The 17,856-nt window shown below is 30.9% G+C and carries 16 protein-coding genes and 1 pseudogene; 5 read left to right on the forward strand and 12 right to left on the reverse strand.

Annotated elements, in window-relative coordinates:
* Positions 1 to 18 precede the first annotated feature (18 nt).
* The 4 genes and pseudogenes from AB1282_RS18220 to AB1282_RS18235 form a co-directional block, all read right to left on the reverse strand.
* A complete protein-coding gene (locus tag AB1282_RS18220; RefSeq protein ID WP_390312005.1) occupies positions 19 to 321 on the reverse strand; it encodes a PTS sugar transporter subunit IIB in 303 nt (100 codons plus the stop codon).
* 583 nt (positions 322 to 904) lie between these two features.
* Positions 905 to 1,717: a VOC family protein gene (locus tag AB1282_RS18225; RefSeq protein ID WP_429899717.1), complete on the reverse strand. Its 813-nt coding sequence runs from the start codon at positions 1,715 to 1,717 to the stop codon at positions 905 to 907.
* A 134-nt stretch (positions 1,718 to 1,851) separates the two neighbouring features.
* Positions 1,852 to 3,057, reverse strand: a complete 1,206-nt coding sequence (locus AB1282_RS18230; protein ID WP_429901177.1) for a PLP-dependent aminotransferase family protein — start codon at positions 3,055 to 3,057, stop codon at positions 1,852 to 1,854.
* Positions 3,058 to 3,182: 125 nt separating this feature from the next.
* A pseudogene (locus AB1282_RS18235) lies at positions 3,183 to 3,314 on the reverse strand (hypothetical protein); the annotation flags it as partial.
* A gap of 254 nt (positions 3,315 to 3,568) precedes the next feature.
* Here AB1282_RS18235 and AB1282_RS18240 point away from each other — a divergent pair.
* The gene (locus tag AB1282_RS18240; protein ID WP_429899718.1) at positions 3,569 to 4,126 is read left to right on the forward strand and encodes an NUDIX hydrolase; all 558 of its coding nucleotides are present in this window, start codon (positions 3,569 to 3,571) and stop codon (positions 4,124 to 4,126) included.
* Positions 4,127 to 4,234: 108 nt separating this feature from the next.
* Here the strand turns inward: AB1282_RS18240 and AB1282_RS18245 are convergent, their stop codons facing one another.
* Positions 4,235 to 4,669 (reverse strand): hypothetical protein, encoded by a 435-nt coding sequence (locus AB1282_RS18245; RefSeq protein ID WP_429899719.1) that lies wholly within the window; start codon positions 4,667 to 4,669, stop codon positions 4,235 to 4,237.
* 316 nt (positions 4,670 to 4,985) lie between these two features.
* On the opposite strand from AB1282_RS18245, the gene AB1282_RS18250 reads away from it, so the two are divergent.
* Positions 4,986 to 5,159, forward strand: coding sequence for a hypothetical protein (locus AB1282_RS18250; RefSeq protein WP_172795381.1), 174 nt, complete (start codon positions 4,986 to 4,988; stop codon positions 5,157 to 5,159).
* A 102-nt stretch (positions 5,160 to 5,261) separates the two neighbouring features.
* Here AB1282_RS18250 and nagZ read toward each other — a convergent pair whose 3' ends face one another.
* The gene (gene nagZ, locus AB1282_RS18255) at positions 5,262 to 6,905 is read right to left on the reverse strand and encodes a beta-N-acetylhexosaminidase (RefSeq protein WP_082459309.1); all 1,644 of its coding nucleotides are present in this window, start codon (positions 6,903 to 6,905) and stop codon (positions 5,262 to 5,264) included.
* Between the two features lie 556 nt (positions 6,906 to 7,461).
* Here nagZ and AB1282_RS18260 point away from each other — a divergent pair.
* Entirely contained in the window at positions 7,462 to 8,163 is a 702-nt protein-coding gene (locus tag AB1282_RS18260; RefSeq protein WP_056465652.1) for an FHA domain-containing protein, read from the forward strand.
* A gap of 524 nt (positions 8,164 to 8,687) precedes the next feature.
* Here AB1282_RS18260 and AB1282_RS18265 read toward each other — a convergent pair.
* From AB1282_RS18265 to AB1282_RS18275, 3 genes are read right to left on the reverse strand one after another with little or no spacing between them, the layout of a single operon-like run.
* Complete coding sequence (locus AB1282_RS18265; protein WP_429899720.1) at positions 8,688 to 9,791, reverse strand: GerAB/ArcD/ProY family transporter; 1,104 nt, start codon at positions 9,789 to 9,791, stop codon at positions 8,688 to 8,690.
* 19 nt (positions 9,792 to 9,810) lie between these two features.
* On the reverse strand, positions 9,811 to 10,923 hold the full coding sequence (locus tag AB1282_RS18270; protein ID WP_429899721.1) for a Ger(x)C family spore germination protein: 1,113 nt from the start codon (positions 10,921 to 10,923) through the stop codon (positions 9,811 to 9,813).
* A complete protein-coding gene (locus AB1282_RS18275; protein WP_056465659.1) occupies positions 10,910 to 12,409 on the reverse strand; it encodes a spore germination protein in 1,500 nt (499 codons plus the stop codon). The genes AB1282_RS18270 and AB1282_RS18275 overlap by 14 nt, the downstream gene beginning before the upstream one ends.
* Before the next feature lie 459 nt (positions 12,410 to 12,868).
* On the opposite strand from AB1282_RS18275, the gene AB1282_RS18280 reads away from it, so the two are divergent.
* Positions 12,869 to 13,666, forward strand: coding sequence for an HAD family hydrolase (locus tag AB1282_RS18280; RefSeq protein ID WP_429899722.1), 798 nt, complete (start codon positions 12,869 to 12,871; stop codon positions 13,664 to 13,666).
* A 636-nt stretch (positions 13,667 to 14,302) separates the two neighbouring features.
* Here AB1282_RS18280 and AB1282_RS18285 read toward each other — a convergent pair.
* The 3 genes from AB1282_RS18285 to AB1282_RS18295 are packed head-to-tail and all read right to left on the reverse strand — an operon-like array spanning position 14,303 to position 16,444.
* Positions 14,303 to 15,118, reverse strand: a complete 816-nt coding sequence (locus AB1282_RS18285) for an RnfABCDGE type electron transport complex subunit D (protein ID WP_429899723.1) — start codon at positions 15,116 to 15,118, stop codon at positions 14,303 to 14,305.
* Positions 15,108 to 16,013 carry an FAD:protein FMN transferase gene (locus AB1282_RS18290; protein WP_286131538.1) on the reverse strand — a complete coding sequence of 302 codons (906 nt, stop codon included), beginning with the start codon at positions 16,011 to 16,013 and terminating at the stop codon, positions 15,108 to 15,110. The genes AB1282_RS18285 and AB1282_RS18290 overlap by 11 nt, the downstream gene beginning before the upstream one ends.
* On the reverse strand, positions 16,013 to 16,444 hold the full coding sequence (locus AB1282_RS18295; RefSeq protein ID WP_056465665.1) for an FMN-binding protein: 432 nt from the start codon (positions 16,442 to 16,444) through the stop codon (positions 16,013 to 16,015). Before AB1282_RS18295 ends, AB1282_RS18290 begins: the two co-directional genes overlap by 1 nt.
* Before the next feature lie 513 nt (positions 16,445 to 16,957).
* On the opposite strand from AB1282_RS18295, the gene AB1282_RS18300 reads away from it, so the two are divergent.
* The gene (locus AB1282_RS18300) at positions 16,958 to 17,668 is read left to right on the forward strand and encodes a DUF421 domain-containing protein (RefSeq protein ID WP_056465667.1); all 711 of its coding nucleotides are present in this window, start codon (positions 16,958 to 16,960) and stop codon (positions 17,666 to 17,668) included.
* The last annotated feature ends 188 nt before the right edge of the window (positions 17,669 to 17,856 follow it).

Below are 17,856 nucleotides of genomic sequence, written 5' to 3' on the forward strand. Positions count from 1 at the left end.
TCTTTTTACACGAAACTATTAGCCTAATCGAGCAAGTGCATCCTCTAAAACTTTTTTTCCATTCATAGTGCCATAAGACATCATATCGATTACTGATACGGGAATTTTGTGTTGAACCATTTCGTTGATTTTTCCTTCAAGGTATTTCACTTGTGGTCCAAGAAGAATAATATCTGCTTTCTCCCAAACGGATTTTGCTTCAGCTTCCGCATTTGCCCAGATATTTACTTCGATTCCTTCCTTAGCTGCATGATCCTTCATTTTGTTTACCAGTAAACTCGTTGACATACCTGCTGAACAAACTAACATGATATTCACCATTCTTTATCTCCTCCTAATGATTTTATAAATTAACACTCGAATTTGGGCTCAAACTGACCGAAAACAGTATTAGCTTTTCCCCTCCTTTTTGTGAAGCGCTTTCTTATAGGACAAATATACTATATTAACTAGCAGGTAGGCCTAAAGAAATATGTACACTTTGTGTACAATTTCACAAAAGAATCCAAATCATGTTTTTTGAACTTCTCGATCACTTGCTAAATGTCAAAAAACACCCTGCTCCACTCGAACAAGGTGTTTTTCATTTTACTAAACTGTCAGTCGAATTCTATTTTTAAGTACCGAAAATTTCATACACGTACTGTTATCGTTCCATGTCCACCATCTCCAAAGAGCAGGAAATACGTCATAGAAAGAAATAAATTACAGAGACGACGAGGTTTGGCAATGCGAGAATCGCAAACATTTTCGTCACGATTTTGTTTCAATTATGTCCAAAAATTCGTTTTCATTTGGACTCCATTGACGGTGGATGCGTGGAAGATCATTGATAAAATTTAGCACCACCATATTTGACGCTTTATTCAAAAATAAATATGCAATGGGCTAACCTTTGATTATATTATTGGAACTTCCAATAGCCATCAAACATTTCAAAAAATTGACTCTGATTCGTGTCAGTAAGGTTAACTAAAAAAGGAGTCTCACCTTTTTCTTTTAATATGGTAGCAGCGGGACCATCTCCCATTGGTGTACAAAATAATAAATTAGTTCCGTTTAATTTTAATATTTCACACCGAGCATTGATTTGCGTATCAATATACTGCTCGCTTTGTTTAAGTCCAAATAAATTCTTCCAAATTTCTAATGTCTCAACCAAATTATTTACCACAATCCCTACACTTTCCAATTTTGGTACACCTATTATATGTGATCCTATAAGTCCTTGGTCTTCCAGTTGCGAATACCTTTCTTCATCTGATTTTTCCCATTCAATAAAAAATGGTAAAATAACCTTTTTTTCCGGGTATTTAGGGAATAGCAATGACCACCTGATTAATTGACCATCAGCACGAACTCTCTCCCCACTAAGAGGTCCATATACTGTCAGCCCTTCTGCTTTAAGTTTTACTGCTAGTTCTTTAATTTGATTAGTTCGAATCGCTACTGTCGCAGGACCTTCCCGACTTTCTTTTGCTAGTTGTTCAACGATTTGCGTAATCAATCGATTTTCATCATGTTTTTCAGCTATTAATAAATTTTCAATTCCTAAAAATTCAATATAACTTAAGCCGAAATAGGATAGGGTATTATATGTTCCCCAAGACTCATGTCGGCCTCCATTAACAACATGAATTCCTCTTTGTTTTAAGGGTAAAATTGCTTCCTCTGGTTTCTTAAAGAACCATACAAGATGATCAAAGAATAAATCCATTATCGTACTCCTTTCACTCGATATTATGTATTTCTTGAAGAGATTATTAAGCCACTTAAACCCGCACCTACAATGCTTACAGGATTGTTCATATTTTGTTCTCCATCTGAACGTATCTATGTTGTATACCTGAATCATAAAAGAGTAAATGCTTTTTCTAATTCACTATGCAATACTTCCCCCATAATCTTCATACCTTTATGAATTTGTTCTTTAGACATATTTGAGTAATTTAAACGTAAAGTATTTTTCTTTGTTCCATTTGGAAAAAATGGGGCACCAGGAACAAAAGCAACATTATTTTCCAAACATTTAGAGAATAATTCCCCGGACTCAACAAACTCAGGTAGCTCAATCCAAATAAATAATCCACCTTCTGGCAAACTATAGTTTATATTTTTTGGGAAAAATTCTTTGATACAAGATAACATAGTTGTGCATCTTTCTTTATATACAGCTTTTATTTTATTAATGTGTTCATCGATATTGTAAAGTTCCAAATACTTAGCAGTAATTCTTTGAGCAAAGCTATCAGTATGTAAATCGGCAGTTTGCTTAAAAGCAACGTACTTTTCAATGAAAGATTCGTCTGCACAAATCCAGCCAAGACGCAGACCTGGAGTAAAAATCTTAGAAAAGGTACTTATATAAATAACTCTACCTTCTGTGTCAAAATGTTTCACAGGAGGTAGTGCGTCTCCAGCAAATCTTATAGCTCCATATGGATTATCCTCTACAATTAATACATCGTATTGAGTAGCAAGCTCAATCATTCTCTTTCGTCTTTCGAGCTTTAATGTACGCCCTGTAGGATTTTGGAAATCTGGAATAGTATAGATAAATTTCGTGTTTGGATTCTCTTGCAGTTTTTTCTCTAGCTGCTCCATAACCATTCCTTCATCATCCATAGCTACTTCAACAAATTTGGGATTGTATGACATAAATGCATTAATTGCCGCAAGATAGGTTGGGCTTTCGCAAATAATAGTGTCTCCCTCATTGATGAATAATCTTCCAGTGAGGTCGATTGCTTGTTGGGATCCTGATGTGATAAGAACATTTTCAATATTAGAGTTTATTCCTATTAATTCCATCCTTTGACAAATAGCATGTCTTAAAGGAATGTATCCTTCGGTCGTACTATATTGAAGAGAAGCTGCACCTTGTTCATTCAATACTGTATTGCATGCATCCTTAAGAGCTTCCACAGGAAATAACTCTGGCGCTGGTAGGCCTCCCGCAAAAGAGATGATTTCTGGTCTTTCTGTTACTTTCAATATTTCACGTGTCTCAGAAGATTTCACTAAATGAGTTCTATCAGAAAATCTATTTTTCAAAATAAAACCCTCCCTTTTTTTATAGTAATTGATTCATAGTTTTCAAACATCTTAACACGCACAAAAAAACCATACAACGTTATAATTGTGTGGCAAACAATTTTATAAGTGTATGGTAAATAATATTATTAAAGATTTTTTAGTAAACTTTTTAGGATCATCAATCCCTGCTCGAGCTCTTCAATCGTTTCTGGAGCACAGACAGAAACCCTAACAGCTCGCTCTGGAGCACTTTTTCCAACCACAAAACGTTCCGCTGCCTTTTTTCACACAATTATATAATTGTGTGGTTTATTAAACAAATATATATTCGATCGACTAAAGTAACAAATTTTTAAGTCGTCTTAAAAAAGGTTCTATTCGTAAAGTTTGTGGCTTTAAAAAATTGAATAATAGCAAAGGAAAATTATTACTTTTTGTAGTACATTAATAACAAAGATTGTTTAACTAATGGTACATGCCTATTGAACAAGAATAGAGAACTTTAGATATAGAAAAATTTTGGAGGTTTATGATGTATAGATGGAAAACTCTAAGTTCAGAGTATTTACATAAAAGTCCATTCGGAAATATCAGAAAAGATAGCTGTGAACTGCCTAATGGAATAGTAATTGATGATTATTATTTCAATGAATATTCTGATTGGGTAAATGCTGTTGTAATAACAAAAGAAAACAAGATTGTATTAGTTGAACAATATCGTTATGCAGGTGAAGATTTTTTCTTGGAAGTGCCTGCTGGCAAAAAGGAAAGTAATGAAACACATGAGGAAGGATTAATTAGAGAAGTTATGGAAGAGACAGGTTACACTTCTTTAAGAAAGCCCTTTTTTTTAGGTGAATTTATGGTCAATCCTGCAACACAAAATAACAAAGTAAAAACCTTTCTGATATTGGAAGCATTTAAAGCAAATGAACAAGACTTAGATGAAACGGAAGATATTAAAATTAAATTGTTTGATTTTGATAGTTTTGCTGATCAATTAACCACAACTAAAATAAAAACTCAGATATTTACTGTAAGTGCTTACTTTATGGCGAAAAATTTTATCGCAGAAAACCTGAATAATTAACACTTTATTCTGCTAAATGTAAGCTTTAGTGGAAGAAATAAACTAGTATAATCAGACATATGAATTGACCATCATAAAAACTCCTCAATAAGGCAAGGAGTTTTTTCTTCATTTATTTCGTTCCAGAAAATCCTTAACACCTTCGAAATGATTCTTCATTTTTCCATCGATTTTTTCAAAGATATAATGACCGTCTTTTGCAAACGAACTATTTGGTGTTGGGTGTGGATCAATCGAAGCAATATAGTGTCCCGAACTGAAATTCGTTGATGATACGTAGTGAATATGTTGCGTAATAAAATGATGCACCCAATCAATTGCATGATAATAAGCTTTCCCGATTATCATGTGTTCTGGATACAGGAAAAGTTTACTCGTTGGAATCATTAATCCGACTACACCTACTCCTAATCCGACAAGTACCATTTTCTTTCCTATTTCTTTGGAACGTAGATTTTTCGTTTCCTCCTGAATGTGTTTGAAATCACCTTCGATTAATAATTTTTTTTCAGATGGATAATACGTTGCAAATCGTTTCATCATCCTGCATCCTCTCTCCCATATGACACTATTATTCATCACGTGTCCGTCTATTAAACGATATGAGACAACTGGTAAAGTATTCTAACAAATAGATGTACAATCATTATTAAAAAACATGATCCTCAACAATCACCACATGATTCCGCTGATTCTACTAATTGAGACGCTCCTCACTCGTTTAAATTCAACTACGAGAAAGGATGTTCCGCTGCTGCTTCAAAACCCGAATTTCCTCTAGCAAACTCATTACTTTATATGTTTTTAAATAAATAAATAAATGAACAAATTCTAATACTAACCTCAAGAGGTGATATTAATGACTAAATGGAATGAACAAGCCGCAGCAAATAATAATTTGCCATCTAGCACAATTCGTACATCTGAGCTTATGTTAGGTAAAAAAGCCGACCATGAATTTTCAGAAGATCTTTCTGATGGCGGAGAAAGAAATAAAAATATTGAGACGCTAAATAAAAATAGTAAGCAGTAATTGTTAGTATCCCTTAATTAACAAAAAAGAGCTAATCGAATACTTGTCGATTAGCTCTTTACATTTTAGAAGTAATATTTAGTTGATAAATTGTCGCTTTAATTAGTTTTTAATATTGTTTGGATTATAAATTGAATAATGGTCTAAAATTAAATTTTTATTCTTTAAAGGAAAAACAAGTTTAAGCTTATTTGATCCAATTGAATAAGTTACTATTTTTTCATTATTTGAGGTAGTAACTTCTGAGCTAGGAGTTCCAAAATAATTTTTTATATTATTAATAGTTAAAGATTTTAATTGAGGATCAAAAGAGCGTAATTCAAATATTAAATGGCTTTTTTGATAGCCAACTACTACGTTTCTCACTGAGTATGTGTTATATGTTCCTTTAGCAGCGGCCACATATACACTACTGTCTTCTTTACCCCATTTTCCCTTTATAGAGTCAATTGTCGAATTCAATACATTAAATTCTGCATTGATTATTTTTCCTTCATTTGCTTTTGTTGAGATATTTTTTAAAAGTAAGTACTGTTTATTACTAGTTACATTGTTATAAGTAACAGCTTTCTTAATTTGTTGATTTAAATTTGTAACATTTACAGGTTGAACTTTATTATTGTTAAGTTTATATTTTTGTTTTAAAGAAAGTATCTTATAAACACTTTTATTTATTGTGTCTTCTGATATTTTGTGATTTTGAACGGCTGTGTATATGCTATTGTAAATGGTTTTAACATTTTCATTTCCATGTCCTATCAAAATAATATTACTTCCGGCATTAATAGAGGTAACTGCTGCATTACTTAAGTTATAGTGTTTAGCTATAGCTCCCATTGACATATCATCAGTTATGACAACTCCATTATAGCCATATTGTTTTCGCAACAGGTCAGTTATCACCGCTTTTGACATAGAAGCTGGATACTTAGAATCTACTTTTTTTACTAATATATGAGCTACCATCATCATATCCGCATGATTTTTAATTGCATTATTAAATGGAACTAACTCAAATTTTTTTAAACTCGATAGGTCTTTATTCACTATAGGAAGTTCTAAATGAGAATCTACTGAAGTATCTCCATGACCTGGAAAATGTTTAATAACAGGAATTGTGTTTCCTTTATGAATTCCATCCATCATTCCCACACCAATATTTGAAACGATACTTGCATTTGTACCAAATGAACGATCTCCAATTACCGTATTTTTAGGATTACTTTGTATATCGAATACTGGCGAAAAATCAGTATTGAATCCAAAGGATGATAGCTCTTTTGAAATCATATTACCTATATTATAAGCGTATTGCATATTATTTTTATTTCCAATTGCTCTGGCAGAAGGTGTATTTAAAACCGCTGATGGCATTCTATTTACTCTACCGCCTTCTTGATCAACAGAGATAAACAAAGGTACCTTGTTATTTTTATTGTATGTTTTTATGTCATTTGTTAAATTTACTAATTGACTTGGACTTTTTATATTTGTTCCAAAGAGTATTACGCCGCCTAATTTATAATTTTTTAAAAGAGTATCTGCATTACTTGATGTTGTTCCATCAAAACCTGCGATAATCATTTGCCCAATTTTTTCTTTAAGCGTTAGTTTATTTAGTTCAACAAGGATTGGGTCAGTTTTTGAAACACTTTCATTTTTCTGAGCCTTTGCTTCTATACAACCAGTTAATAATATGAAACTACTAATTGCAATCATTGATAATTTTTTAATATTGCTTTTCATATTTTCACCTCTAAATTCAATATGATGTATAAGTCATTATTGACCTATATCAAATCATAGCAAATAAATGTTTCTAAATTATAAATTTTATGTAACAAATAAACGATTTAATTAAAATATAATCTTTGCTCTTGAAATGTTGTAAAAAAGTTTCACCACTTCAACACCATTAACTGTAGTTATTTGAAAAAAGTCTATTCTAAGCCTAGAAAATCCCACTAACTCTCTACAAAAAAATCTCTATTTTTTCTATATGCTATAAACAAGTACAATTATTCCGTACTTATGAATCTCTACAAATTATTTACTCTTACAATAGTATAATTTCTTTATTTTTGACTCAATAACAAATTGATAACAAAACTCTAACAGATTAATTTAATGTTTATTTAGTAATGAATTTGAATTACTCTTTATTTTTTTAAAGTTACTAATCTAGTTCCTGCTTTTTCCCTTATTAGAAGACACAATAAATAATCAATTATCTTTACAAATTAGTTGCATATGATATACTCGTTTTTGGTTTAACTAGATTAGTTTTCAAAGGAGTAACTTCATGAGTATTCAAAACGTGTATCTTTCTATAAAACAAGGAGAAATAGCCACAAATCAGAATAGATTTCCTATTACCTTTAATGAAACATTGCTAGGACGTACGTGGGGGGATGATTTCCCAGATATTCCTTTTACAAGTCAATATATTTCAAGAAAACATGCTTTAATTAGCTTCGATAAAGAAGGAAATTACACCATCGTTGATCTCATGAGTAAACATGGAACACAAGTAAATCATATTTTAATAGAAAAAAATAAACCATTTTTCCTTCGTGATGGCGATTGTATAAGTCTTGCAAGTGGTGCCGCTGTACTTATTTTTCATAATCTATCAGAGCAGAATCTCGGAGACACACTTGATATGCCATTGGTTTTAGATAAATACATAAACGATCTCAATGGTCTAACTGTGAATGTAGTTAAGAGAGAAATTTTAATTGATGGTGTAAGAATCCATCTAACTAGTAAAGATACAGAATTATTTTTGTTGTTATATCAAAGAGCCAATAGCGCAGTTAGCTATAGCGAAATTAAAATAAATGTTTGGCCGGAACGAATTACTAAAGATATTGAGCAGCCTGATGTCGGACGGGAAGAAATTAATACCCTATTATATAGATTACGTAAGAAATTAGGTAAATACGGTCATAAGATTGTTTCTGTTCCTCGATATGGATATATGTTTGATCTAGATGATATGTAAATGAAAAAGAGTGTAGAATTTTTTAGAAATTCTACACTCTTTTTTGCAAATAATTATATTTCCTTTTTAGTTAAAATCATTAACTAAAAACATTTATTTTTCTATTAATTATATAGCTTATAATAAATTGGCTCTTACTTTTTTCTCTAAAATAGTTAATTCAATATAAATTGCAACAAAAGAACCCAATGAAACCACAAAAAGAATTATTGCGCATACATACACAGGTAGAATAAATAGAATGCACCCTAATATAGTTCCAACAACTAATAATAAATAAAACATTACAATTCACCCTTTTTCACATTAATCAAATTAAATCAAAGTCGTCTATAAAAAATTTATGTACTCATGTAAAGGTATAACTTAATGCTTTCTTACTCAATATCACATTGGTAACAAAACACTAACATTTAAAACCGAATCATTAATTCTTTCTATATTGCAAATTGATCTCTAAAATCTAAAAAACATATTTAAAAGCAAATAAAATAGCAGAGCAATTCACATATGAATTAGCTCTGCTATTTTATTTGATCAGCTTTTTTAAAGACTTGAAAAATGAGAACAATCAAAAACAATATTGGTATGTAAAAATAAAGAAAACTAGAAGTGACATATGTCATGAAAGTCCCTATTTTCTCCACATCCAATTTACTTTTGACACTGATCACCATGAGATGAACAAAAATGATTGAGAACCATAACGACTTTTTAGTTTTAAATTTAAACGATTCTTTTAAAATTCGGTACGATCCCCACAATGCCATACAGCAAGGAGGAAGTATTACTAAGAGCCATAAAAATATATATACATATTCAAATCTTTCTATAAAAGGATATCGAATAATTTTTGACATCATAAGGGTTGGCCAAGTTATATGTCTAAGTTGTCCATGACTAAAATAAGCAAATGAAACGAATGTAATAAATAAGTATAAAATGATTGTATACGCTTGAGAAATATGTGCCCATTTTTGAGATTTTTGATTATTTTTAATAAATGGAAAGTAAATAAGCAAAAATTCTGGTCCAGAGTACATCAGAATACAATTCTTTGCTGAAACATAATAGTCACCTATACTATGATTAAAAACTGGTAATAAATTCGTCCAATAAGCATATTTCATTGGAAAGTAAAATGTTAACAATAACATAGAAGGAATGATTACTCCCCAAAAACAGATTCCTGTAATGACTCTAAATCCCCCAACGACCAAATATGTGATAACAAAAAGCATAATAAGTGATAAGAGCCAAATTGGAAAATATGGAAAAACCCAAGTAATAATAACTGCTATATAGGATCTAATGATCGTAGTTATGACTAAAAGCATGTAAAGATAAAAAAATATATTTAGTAAATTTCCTATCCATTTCCCAAATAATTGTTGGTGCAATGACATAATATCTCCATTATTAGATTTCTTTAACAAGTAATACATTAACCAAATAATGATATGTAAGGAGATACCAACTACTAAAATCGAAACCCATGCATCTTGTCCGGCTCCTTTTACGATATTACTTTGAAAATTCAGCAAGCCAACACCTGTTTGAGTACTATGAATAAGAAATAATAAAAAAAAGGGAGATACAGTCAGACTTTCTTTTAATTGTTTACTCATAGACGATCTCCTTCACTTTTTACTCACCAATCCCAGATTGAAATAGTACTACTTTTACATTCACATCATATTCAATAGCTGGATACACGTTTTCATAAAATTCTTTTTCGTTCCATTTTTTTGAATGTGCTCTTACTAAATCACCAATACCTATAGGATCGACTTGATTTTTTTGAAAGGTTATTAACAGTTTTTCAAAATCTTTTTTCATCTGGTTTTCCAATTGCTTGTTTAAAAATAGATTATTTTTTCTTTTAATTAAATCTAGCCAAACTGGATAATCTTTTACCATCCCATTTAGAGTAATATCAAATGTCACTTTTGTTTTTCCTTTTTTAGTTTTAATTAATTTTTTTTCTTCCCCATTTAAAATCGTTAATATTGCAGAATCAATTTTTTGCCCCTTCTTTATATTAAATTCTGTTTGTCCTCTAATTACTCTTCCTCTTAATATTTTATATAGTAAGCTTTCTTTTGGATTTAAGATAAGAGCAAGTTTATCTTTCTTAAATACAGCTAGCCCGCTTACTTCAATATTCTTGTTTTGATTTATCTTAATATATGGTATTGAAGCATCTCTACCTTCTCCATAGTAATCAAATAAAAAACTATGAAAAGTTGGAAGCGGTACAAATTGGTTCTTAAAATTTTGTTCAATTAATTTATAGATATAGTTGCTGTCTTTCTCTTTGTTTTTTATTAACAAATCTCCTGCTGGTTCTTCTGAAACAGCCAATAGTGCATTGCTTCCAATCAATGGATCCCTACAAACCGCCTTAACAAAATACGATACTCCATTTTCAGCTAGTTCTTTTCCAAAAATTAGAAGGTTTAACTTTCCAATTTCTATTGGTTTTGGGGATTGTTCATTTAAAGCTTGTTTAATTAATAAGGATTTCTTACCACTCCCCTGTAGGATAGAGCTCCCTTTGTTTGATACATCGGTAAAATCAGAATAAAGTGCGGTTCCAACAAAATGATTATCAACCTTATCAAAACCGTATACTGATAGAATTTGCACTTCATCAATAATTTTTTGTCGAGGTAAAGAGCAACCTGATAGGAACAAGGATAATAGAAAAAAAGCACAAAAAGAGCATATATTTTTTCGATTTATACTATTCATCTTCATTATTACGATCATCCTTAACTTGATTAGGATTATATCTTTTTAGTGAAAGTGGTCTTAAAAATCTACTTCGAGTCGTTGTAAACTGATAGGATGAACGAATAAAACTATCGCTAAAGCTTTTTATTCTAAAAGGATACAAAGGAACCATATATGGATTTCCCAATGATTTGAGTTTTAATAAATGCCCTAATAGAAGAACAAATCCTATTATTATTCCAAAACCGCCTATAAATGCTGAAAGCAAAATTAGTGGAAACCGCAAAAGTCGAATTGCATTTGACATTTTAAAAATAGGTGTTGTGAAAGAAGCAAGTGCAGACAGTGATACTATGATAAGTAAAATATTGCTTGTTAGTGCTGCTTGGACAGATGCCTGTCCGATTACAATACCGCCTACAATACCTAGTGTTTGTCCAATTTTTGTAGGTAAGCGCGCTCCCGCTTCTCTTAACAATTCAATTGTAGTTTCCAAAAAAATGGCTTCCCATATCGGGGGAAATGGAACATGAGCTCTTGAACTAATAAGGGGTTGCAATAAATCATCAGGTAAAACTTCATAATGAAATGTTAGTATTGCTACATATATTGGTGTAGCAAACAATGAGAAAATTACACTTATAATGCGAATGATTCGAAAAAACGATCCAAGTACCCAATTTAGATAATAATCTTCAGGAGAAATGAAAAAATCTAATATAGTAGTTGGTCCAGTAATAATATAAGGCGATCCATTCGAAAGTATAGCAACTTGCCCATTAACCATTGCATATACAACCCGATCAGTCCGTTCAGTAGATAAAAAAATTGGAAAAGGCGTATTTGAGTTATCTGAAATAATTTGATCAATTTGAGAATTATCAAAAATAACATCGAAGTCGATATCTTCTAAACGTTGACGAACAGTTTGAACATATTCTGGATTCGTAATTCCATCCAAATATGCAATAACTACTTCAGTTTTAGACATTGAACCTATTTTGATTTCCTCAAAAACTAACTCAGGTACTGCTATTTGTTTTCGAAGTAAATGAAGATTAGTACTTAGGTTTTCAACAAATCCAACTTTTGGACCAATAACACTAAATTCATTTTCTGTATCATTATTCTCGCGATAACCAAGATTTGTATTTTCTACACTTATCGTCAAAAAGCGCTTGAAATACTTGAATTCAAGAATAACGTATCCTTTTATTAATCTTTTTTCGATATCTAGTGGGTCATTTGTAAATTGAACATCTTCAAAAGGAATGGACTTCTTCACATCATTAATTGTACTAATTTTCTTAATATGCTCTTGTAATGCCGGAAGTAAAAGGTTATTTATTTTATCCGCATCTACCATACTTTTAAAGTAACTAATGGTTATATCCTGCTCTTCAGAAAATGAAAATTGGTAGAAATCACTCGATTTAGCAGCCTGTTGAAAGATGGACGTTATTGACTTCGTTTCTTTCTCGGACTTTTGTTCATTAGATTTTAAACGCATTTAGACCACCCAATAGATTGTATTATTTTGATTTTACTTTGAGTTCTCTATAAGAGTGAGGCATTGCCAAATATATTTAAAATATATTCTGCCTAGAATTTCCATCTGTTCTCTTACTTTATTTTTGCGTTCTTACCAATTTATATACAATAAAAGTATTCAATTTATATTTTAATAAATTCTCTAAGACATCCTTCCTATGCTTTAAACCATAAATTCCATAGATTTTTGAATAAATACAATTATTTATATAAATTCCCTCTAGTAAATCAGATTGAATTGCAAAGAATTGTTTTTCAATTTATTGATTACTTTTTTTATAACTGTAATCACAATTACAGTTATTCCTTTCTTTTCCCAACTACTCATCATTCTTCAAGAAATCTATACACTGAGTTTACTAGGTTTTAATATTCAGGTGATATGATGGGATTAACTTCAAATGAGGGGGCAGAATAAATGAATATACGTGCAGTATTTATTGATATGGATGGTACACTCCTTACAGTCTCAAACTACATTTCACGTCGAAATATGGAAGCTCTTAATAAGCTCATTGATCAAGGGGTTATGGTTTTTCTAGCAACTGGTCGACATTATGAAGTAACCGCTCCCTACCATAAAGAAATTGGATTCCAAACTCCGATGATCTGTTTGAACGGTGCCGCCATTCATGATGGAGAAACAGGAAGAATGATGCAAATGGAAACAGTCAGAGTGAACGAAGGATTACTTCATCATCTAACTGCTGAAAACTCTTGGAATGTTATTATCCATACAGCTAATGGACTTTACTGTAAGGAAACTAATGAAGAAATTGATTATTGGACAAAGGTTGGGCAAATTTCACCACGATACATTGGTGACTTAAGACAGACTAATTATAATGATGTTCTTAAATATAGTGTTCGAACTGGTACACAAAATACTGAATTATCTGCTTTGTTTAAAAAGGAAGCTGAAGTCATAGATTGGAATGACGGTTTTGAAATGGTTGCTCCTAATGTTTCAAAATGGTCTGCTATCAAAAAAATACTTCATGCATATCGAATTAATCCAAATGAAGTTGTAGCTATAGGAGACGGACCAAATGATATTGAAATGCTTCGTCAAGTTGGTACAGGTGTCGCTATGGGGAACGCTAGCGAAGAAGTTAAAGCAGCATCTGACTTTGTAACAGGACATCATGAAAATGATGGATTAGCTGAATTTATCGAACGTTATCTTCTTAAATCAAAAGAAACATTTGCGATTTAATGCTTTTTGAAAATGTAATTCTAACAAGTTCAGTGAATTGGCGTAAATCCTAAAAAGGCTCAGAAAAAAATCTGTGCCTTTTTTGCTTTGGTGTAGAATTTTATTAAATTAGTATTTTCTAAATTTCAATTTGCCGTTTTAGCGTTCTCCATAACTCTCCATTACTACTATCTAAAAGCTTTTTACTGTTTTTGAACGAAAAGTTCTTCTCTTATCTTCAATTTAATAAAAATTTTATTGTATCCAAAATTCATTTAATAATATTTCTTCTGTTTGTGGCATCGTGATCCCGATATGCCAGCACCCCAATCCAGCTAATTTAAATTCTTTTGCTAAATGAAATTTTGCAATTAAACTTCGAGGGTCTTCAAACCATACTTCATGCTGTGTTCCTTTTTTATCTATATAACGAAACGCTGGTGCTGACGCCTCTTGATCATAGTTAACTTGGCTTTCATTTTTCTGATATATATTTATCGCGTTTTGTGTAGAAATAGCGCTCCCTGTTCGGATATCACCCGTTATTGGCCAATCATATGCATATTGAGGACGATTTCAAAAAAAGATTCGGTTGACATCCCCTGATATTTTTTTTTTTGCAATGAGAAAACTAACAAATATCATTTTTTACTAAAATCATACATTATGAAAGGATTGATTCCTTTGTTTGACTTTTTGAATTGAAGGTTTTGATTTCAATAAATTAAATAAATTGCCGACCATCAAGCCTGTAAATAAATAGGTTAAACCTCCAAATAAAGTATAAATTGTCACTCCTATTAGTGCACAAATAAAACCGAAAATAACTTGTTGTTTGTCTTTGGCTGGTGATGTAGGAGGATCAGTGAGCATAAAAAATGCAAAGAAAAGAGAAGCATTTATAAATGGACTACGAAAAGCATCTGATGCATCTCCAATATTAAAAAATTCAGTCAGTAATAAAAGAATAAAATAGGTTCCTAAAAATGAAAATACCATTGGAAATTTATTTACACGACTTACAACTACATACCCAGCGATTAATAAAAATATATTTGTCCAACCTTGAAGATCTCCAAATGCTCCCCACCAACTTTGTTCAGTATGAAAAAGAATGATAGATATTAATAGACCAAAAACTGCTGGATTAAATATTTGTTTCTTTTTAAAAACAATTAAATATTTTGATAAAATTGAAATGATTGTAGTGAAAACAATCACATACCATGATGTGGATGTACTTAAAATCATCGCGACAATAATTCCAGTTATAACTGCTCCGTATGGCTTAATATTTTTCCTTTTTAAAATTAACATACATAATATATCTGTGATTGTTGCCACAAAAACGGCAATCAAACAGTTAATTGTTCCATTACTAGTTTGATAATCAATTGTAGCAATTAAAAGTAAACTTATTAAGGACAGAATCACATATCCTTTTGGTGATTTCATCCAATTTTTAATAGTCAATATTATCAACTCCTTTATGATAAATTTGTAAATCGGATGAAATTAAAATGCTCTCTAATCCAACTTCTTCTAATAGAGCTAGTCCCTTTTTTCTACCCATTAAAAAACATGTAGTTGAAAATGCGTCCGCCATCATTGCATACGGTGCGATGATGCTACAACTTATCAACTCAGTTGGTGATTTTTTATTTTTTGGATTAATAATATGATGAATTCCTGGGTTTAAATCACTTTTACGTTCATAACTTCCAGAAGTACAAATAGCCATATTAGATATTTCTATTGTGTGAATGATTTCTTCTTTATTTTGTGGGTGTTGAATTCCTATTTTCCATTTATCCCCTAAATTATCTAATCCACCTGCATAAAGATCCCCACCTGCATTAACAATGAATCCTTCAAATTGTCTCAATTCATTTACAGCAAGATCAATGGCAAAACCTTTGGCAACTGCACCTAAATCAATCACTAATGGCTTTTTTAATAACAATGTTTTATCTTCTTCATTTAAGAAAATATCAGAGTAAGTAACTATTTCAGATGTATTATTTTGTAGGAACTCTTCTGTTAAATAATGTTGATTGAAACCAGCATTTTCCATTATTTGGCCAACCGTTGGATCAAATATTCCATTTGTCCATTTAGCCACCTCTAACGCGAATTTTAATGGTTCAAATAATAATGGACTAACAGTTACTGGTGTATTAGTTTGTTTACACGCCTTCATTAATTCACTTTCCAAACTAAATCGGCTACATGTCTTTTCAACTTCTCGGAAAAAACCAAATGCACGATTAATTGAAGCTTCCGTTTCATCATACGATTTTGACGTGACTACCTTAATATCAACAACTGTATCCATGAATAATTTCGTTTTTCTTATGATTTTCTTCATTATATGTTCCTTGCCTTTAATAGAGCATCTTGAATAGCATCTTTAAAGGCCTGTGTACTATATGTCGCTCCTGATACGTTCCGAACTTGTGAACTTTGAACATTTACTACTTCATTTGGTAAATTCACTATGTCATCCTCAGAATAATGCATACCATAATTACTTATCTCTACATCTTTAATTTTATCTTCATTTATCTTTAAGGCAATTTGAATCGATCCGCGACGATTAGACCCCATCCCATAAAAAGTTCCATTTTTATAAAAACTTTTTTTTACAATATTATTTTTATTTAAAGTAACATTGACCTGTTCAGTTTTTGGCGATACTGCATTCGAATCTTGAATATCAGTTGTAAAATAGCCAGTAGCATAAACCGCTCCAATGGCAGTTGAACAGATAGTGACCCATTTTTTACTCATTTTGCCCATTTATATTCCTCCAGTTCTTATTATCCCTTGTATTATAATAAGTAAATCTTAAAATTCTTTTAATTGTTTAGCATATATAATCAAAAATTTTAGAGTTTTTTTGAACACATTTCTTTTCAGAGAGTTTCGTTTTTATTAGCTCAATAAGATAAATTTAGATTACTCTTTTCTTATATTCAAAGTTCCTTTTTTATAAATTGGTACCAATTTAAATTTTGTTTCTATTAAAAACTACACCTTAAAGGTGAAAACTTAATGAAAATTATCTACTTTTTTTATTAAATTGCAGAAAATTTGTATACAAGTTGGGAAGATTTTAATAAATGCTATTTATTTAAATAAGTAGCAAATTGTCTTTATTAAATTTAACTTCTAAATTGAACAAACTAATTTGCTATGCAACTCAATTTATTTAGCAATTTAATCCTCTTTAATTACGAGATTACATAAATACTTTATTGTTAATAATAACTAAAAATAAATTAAGGTTAATGGTAAAAGGAGAAATTGCCCATGCCTGAACATTTTGAAATTATTACAAGAACAATGCTAGCGTTCTTGATATTGTTCATCGGTGCTAAACTATTAGGAAAACAAATCATTGCTGAGATGAATACCTTTGATTTTATTGGAGCTATTTCAATAGGAAGCATTATTGCTAATTTAGCTTTCAATTTAAATATAAAAATCCACCATGCAGTATTAGCTTTTTTAATTTTGGTTATAGTCATTTTACTCGTTAGTTATATTTCCTTAAAAAGTAGAATAGGGAGAAATTTACTTGCAGGGAATCCAACTGTCATAGTTGAAGATGGAAAAATATTAGAGGCCAATATGAGAAAAATGCGCTATTCTCTGGACTATTTAAATCAACAACTAAGGGAAAAAGGAATTTTTAACATAGAAGAAGTTCTCTATGTAGTAGTTGAAACAAATGGTAGAGTATCTTTTTTACAAAAACCTCAATACCGAAACGTAACAAAACAAGATTTAAATATACCGACAATACAGGAAAGTAAATTACCTATTGAGTTAATTATGGATGGGGAAATTATCTCAAAAAATTTAAGAGAAAATAATCTATCAGAATTAAGGGTACAAGAAGAGCTAAAAAAACGTAATCTTCAAACGAAAGAAGTAGTATATGCTGTGCTGGCAGCAAATGGAAATATTTATATCGATACCTACAAAGATCAGATTGCTTCTCCAATTGATCAAGAATGAGCTATTTATTTTTTTGATACGATTATTGAATAGAGTTCAAATAAAAAAGAGCCAATTTAGGCTCATATATTATAAAGTCATCATTTAAATATTCAACCAGCATAACTGGTGCAGTAGTAGGTCGCCTTTGCACTAGTTCCTGATCATACCTACCACCAATTTTAATCGATTAACAATTGTTTTTCTTA

This window comes from Gottfriedia sp. S16(2024) (assembly GCF_050473765.1).
Taxonomy (GTDB): domain Bacteria; phylum Bacillota; class Bacilli; order Bacillales; family Bacillaceae_G; genus Gottfriedia.

Bases quoted from the DNA above. Each gene is read 5' to 3' on its own strand.
- AB1282_RS18220 (WP_390312005.1), bottom strand. From the start codon at position 321: ATGGTGAATATCATGTTAGTTTGTTCAGCAGGTATGTCAACGAGTTTA.
- AB1282_RS18225 (WP_429899717.1), bottom strand. From the start codon at position 1,717: ATGGATTTATTCTTTGATCATCTTGTATGGTTCTTTAAGAAACCAGAG.
- AB1282_RS18240 (WP_429899718.1), top strand. From the start codon at position 3,569: ATGTATAGATGGAAAACTCTAAGTTCAGAGTATTTACATAAAAGTCCA.
- AB1282_RS18245 (WP_429899719.1), bottom strand. From the start codon at position 4,669: ATGATGAAACGATTTGCAACGTATTATCCATCTGAAAAAAAATTATTA.
- AB1282_RS18250 (WP_172795381.1), top strand. From the start codon at position 4,986: ATGACTAAATGGAATGAACAAGCCGCAGCAAATAATAATTTGCCATCT.
- nagZ (WP_082459309.1), bottom strand. From the start codon at position 6,905: ATGAAAAGCAATATTAAAAAATTATCAATGATTGCAATTAGTAGTTTC.
- AB1282_RS18260 (WP_056465652.1), top strand. From the start codon at position 7,462: ATGAGTATTCAAAACGTGTATCTTTCTATAAAACAAGGAGAAATAGCC.
- AB1282_RS18265 (WP_429899720.1), bottom strand. From the start codon at position 9,791: ATGAGTAAACAATTAAAAGAAAGTCTGACTGTATCTCCCTTTTTTTTA.
- AB1282_RS18270 (WP_429899721.1), bottom strand. From the start codon at position 10,923: ATGAAGATGAATAGTATAAATCGAAAAAATATATGCTCTTTTTGTGCT.
- AB1282_RS18275 (WP_056465659.1), bottom strand. From the start codon at position 12,409: ATGCGTTTAAAATCTAATGAACAAAAGTCCGAGAAAGAAACGAAGTCA.
- AB1282_RS18280 (WP_429899722.1), top strand. From the start codon at position 12,869: ATGAATATACGTGCAGTATTTATTGATATGGATGGTACACTCCTTACA.
- AB1282_RS18290 (WP_286131538.1), bottom strand. From the start codon at position 16,013: ATGAAGAAAATCATAAGAAAAACGAAATTATTCATGGATACAGTTGTT.
- AB1282_RS18295 (WP_056465665.1), bottom strand. From the start codon at position 16,444: ATGGGCAAAATGAGTAAAAAATGGGTCACTATCTGTTCAACTGCCATT.
- AB1282_RS18300 (WP_056465667.1), top strand. From the start codon at position 16,958: ATGCCTGAACATTTTGAAATTATTACAAGAACAATGCTAGCGTTCTTG.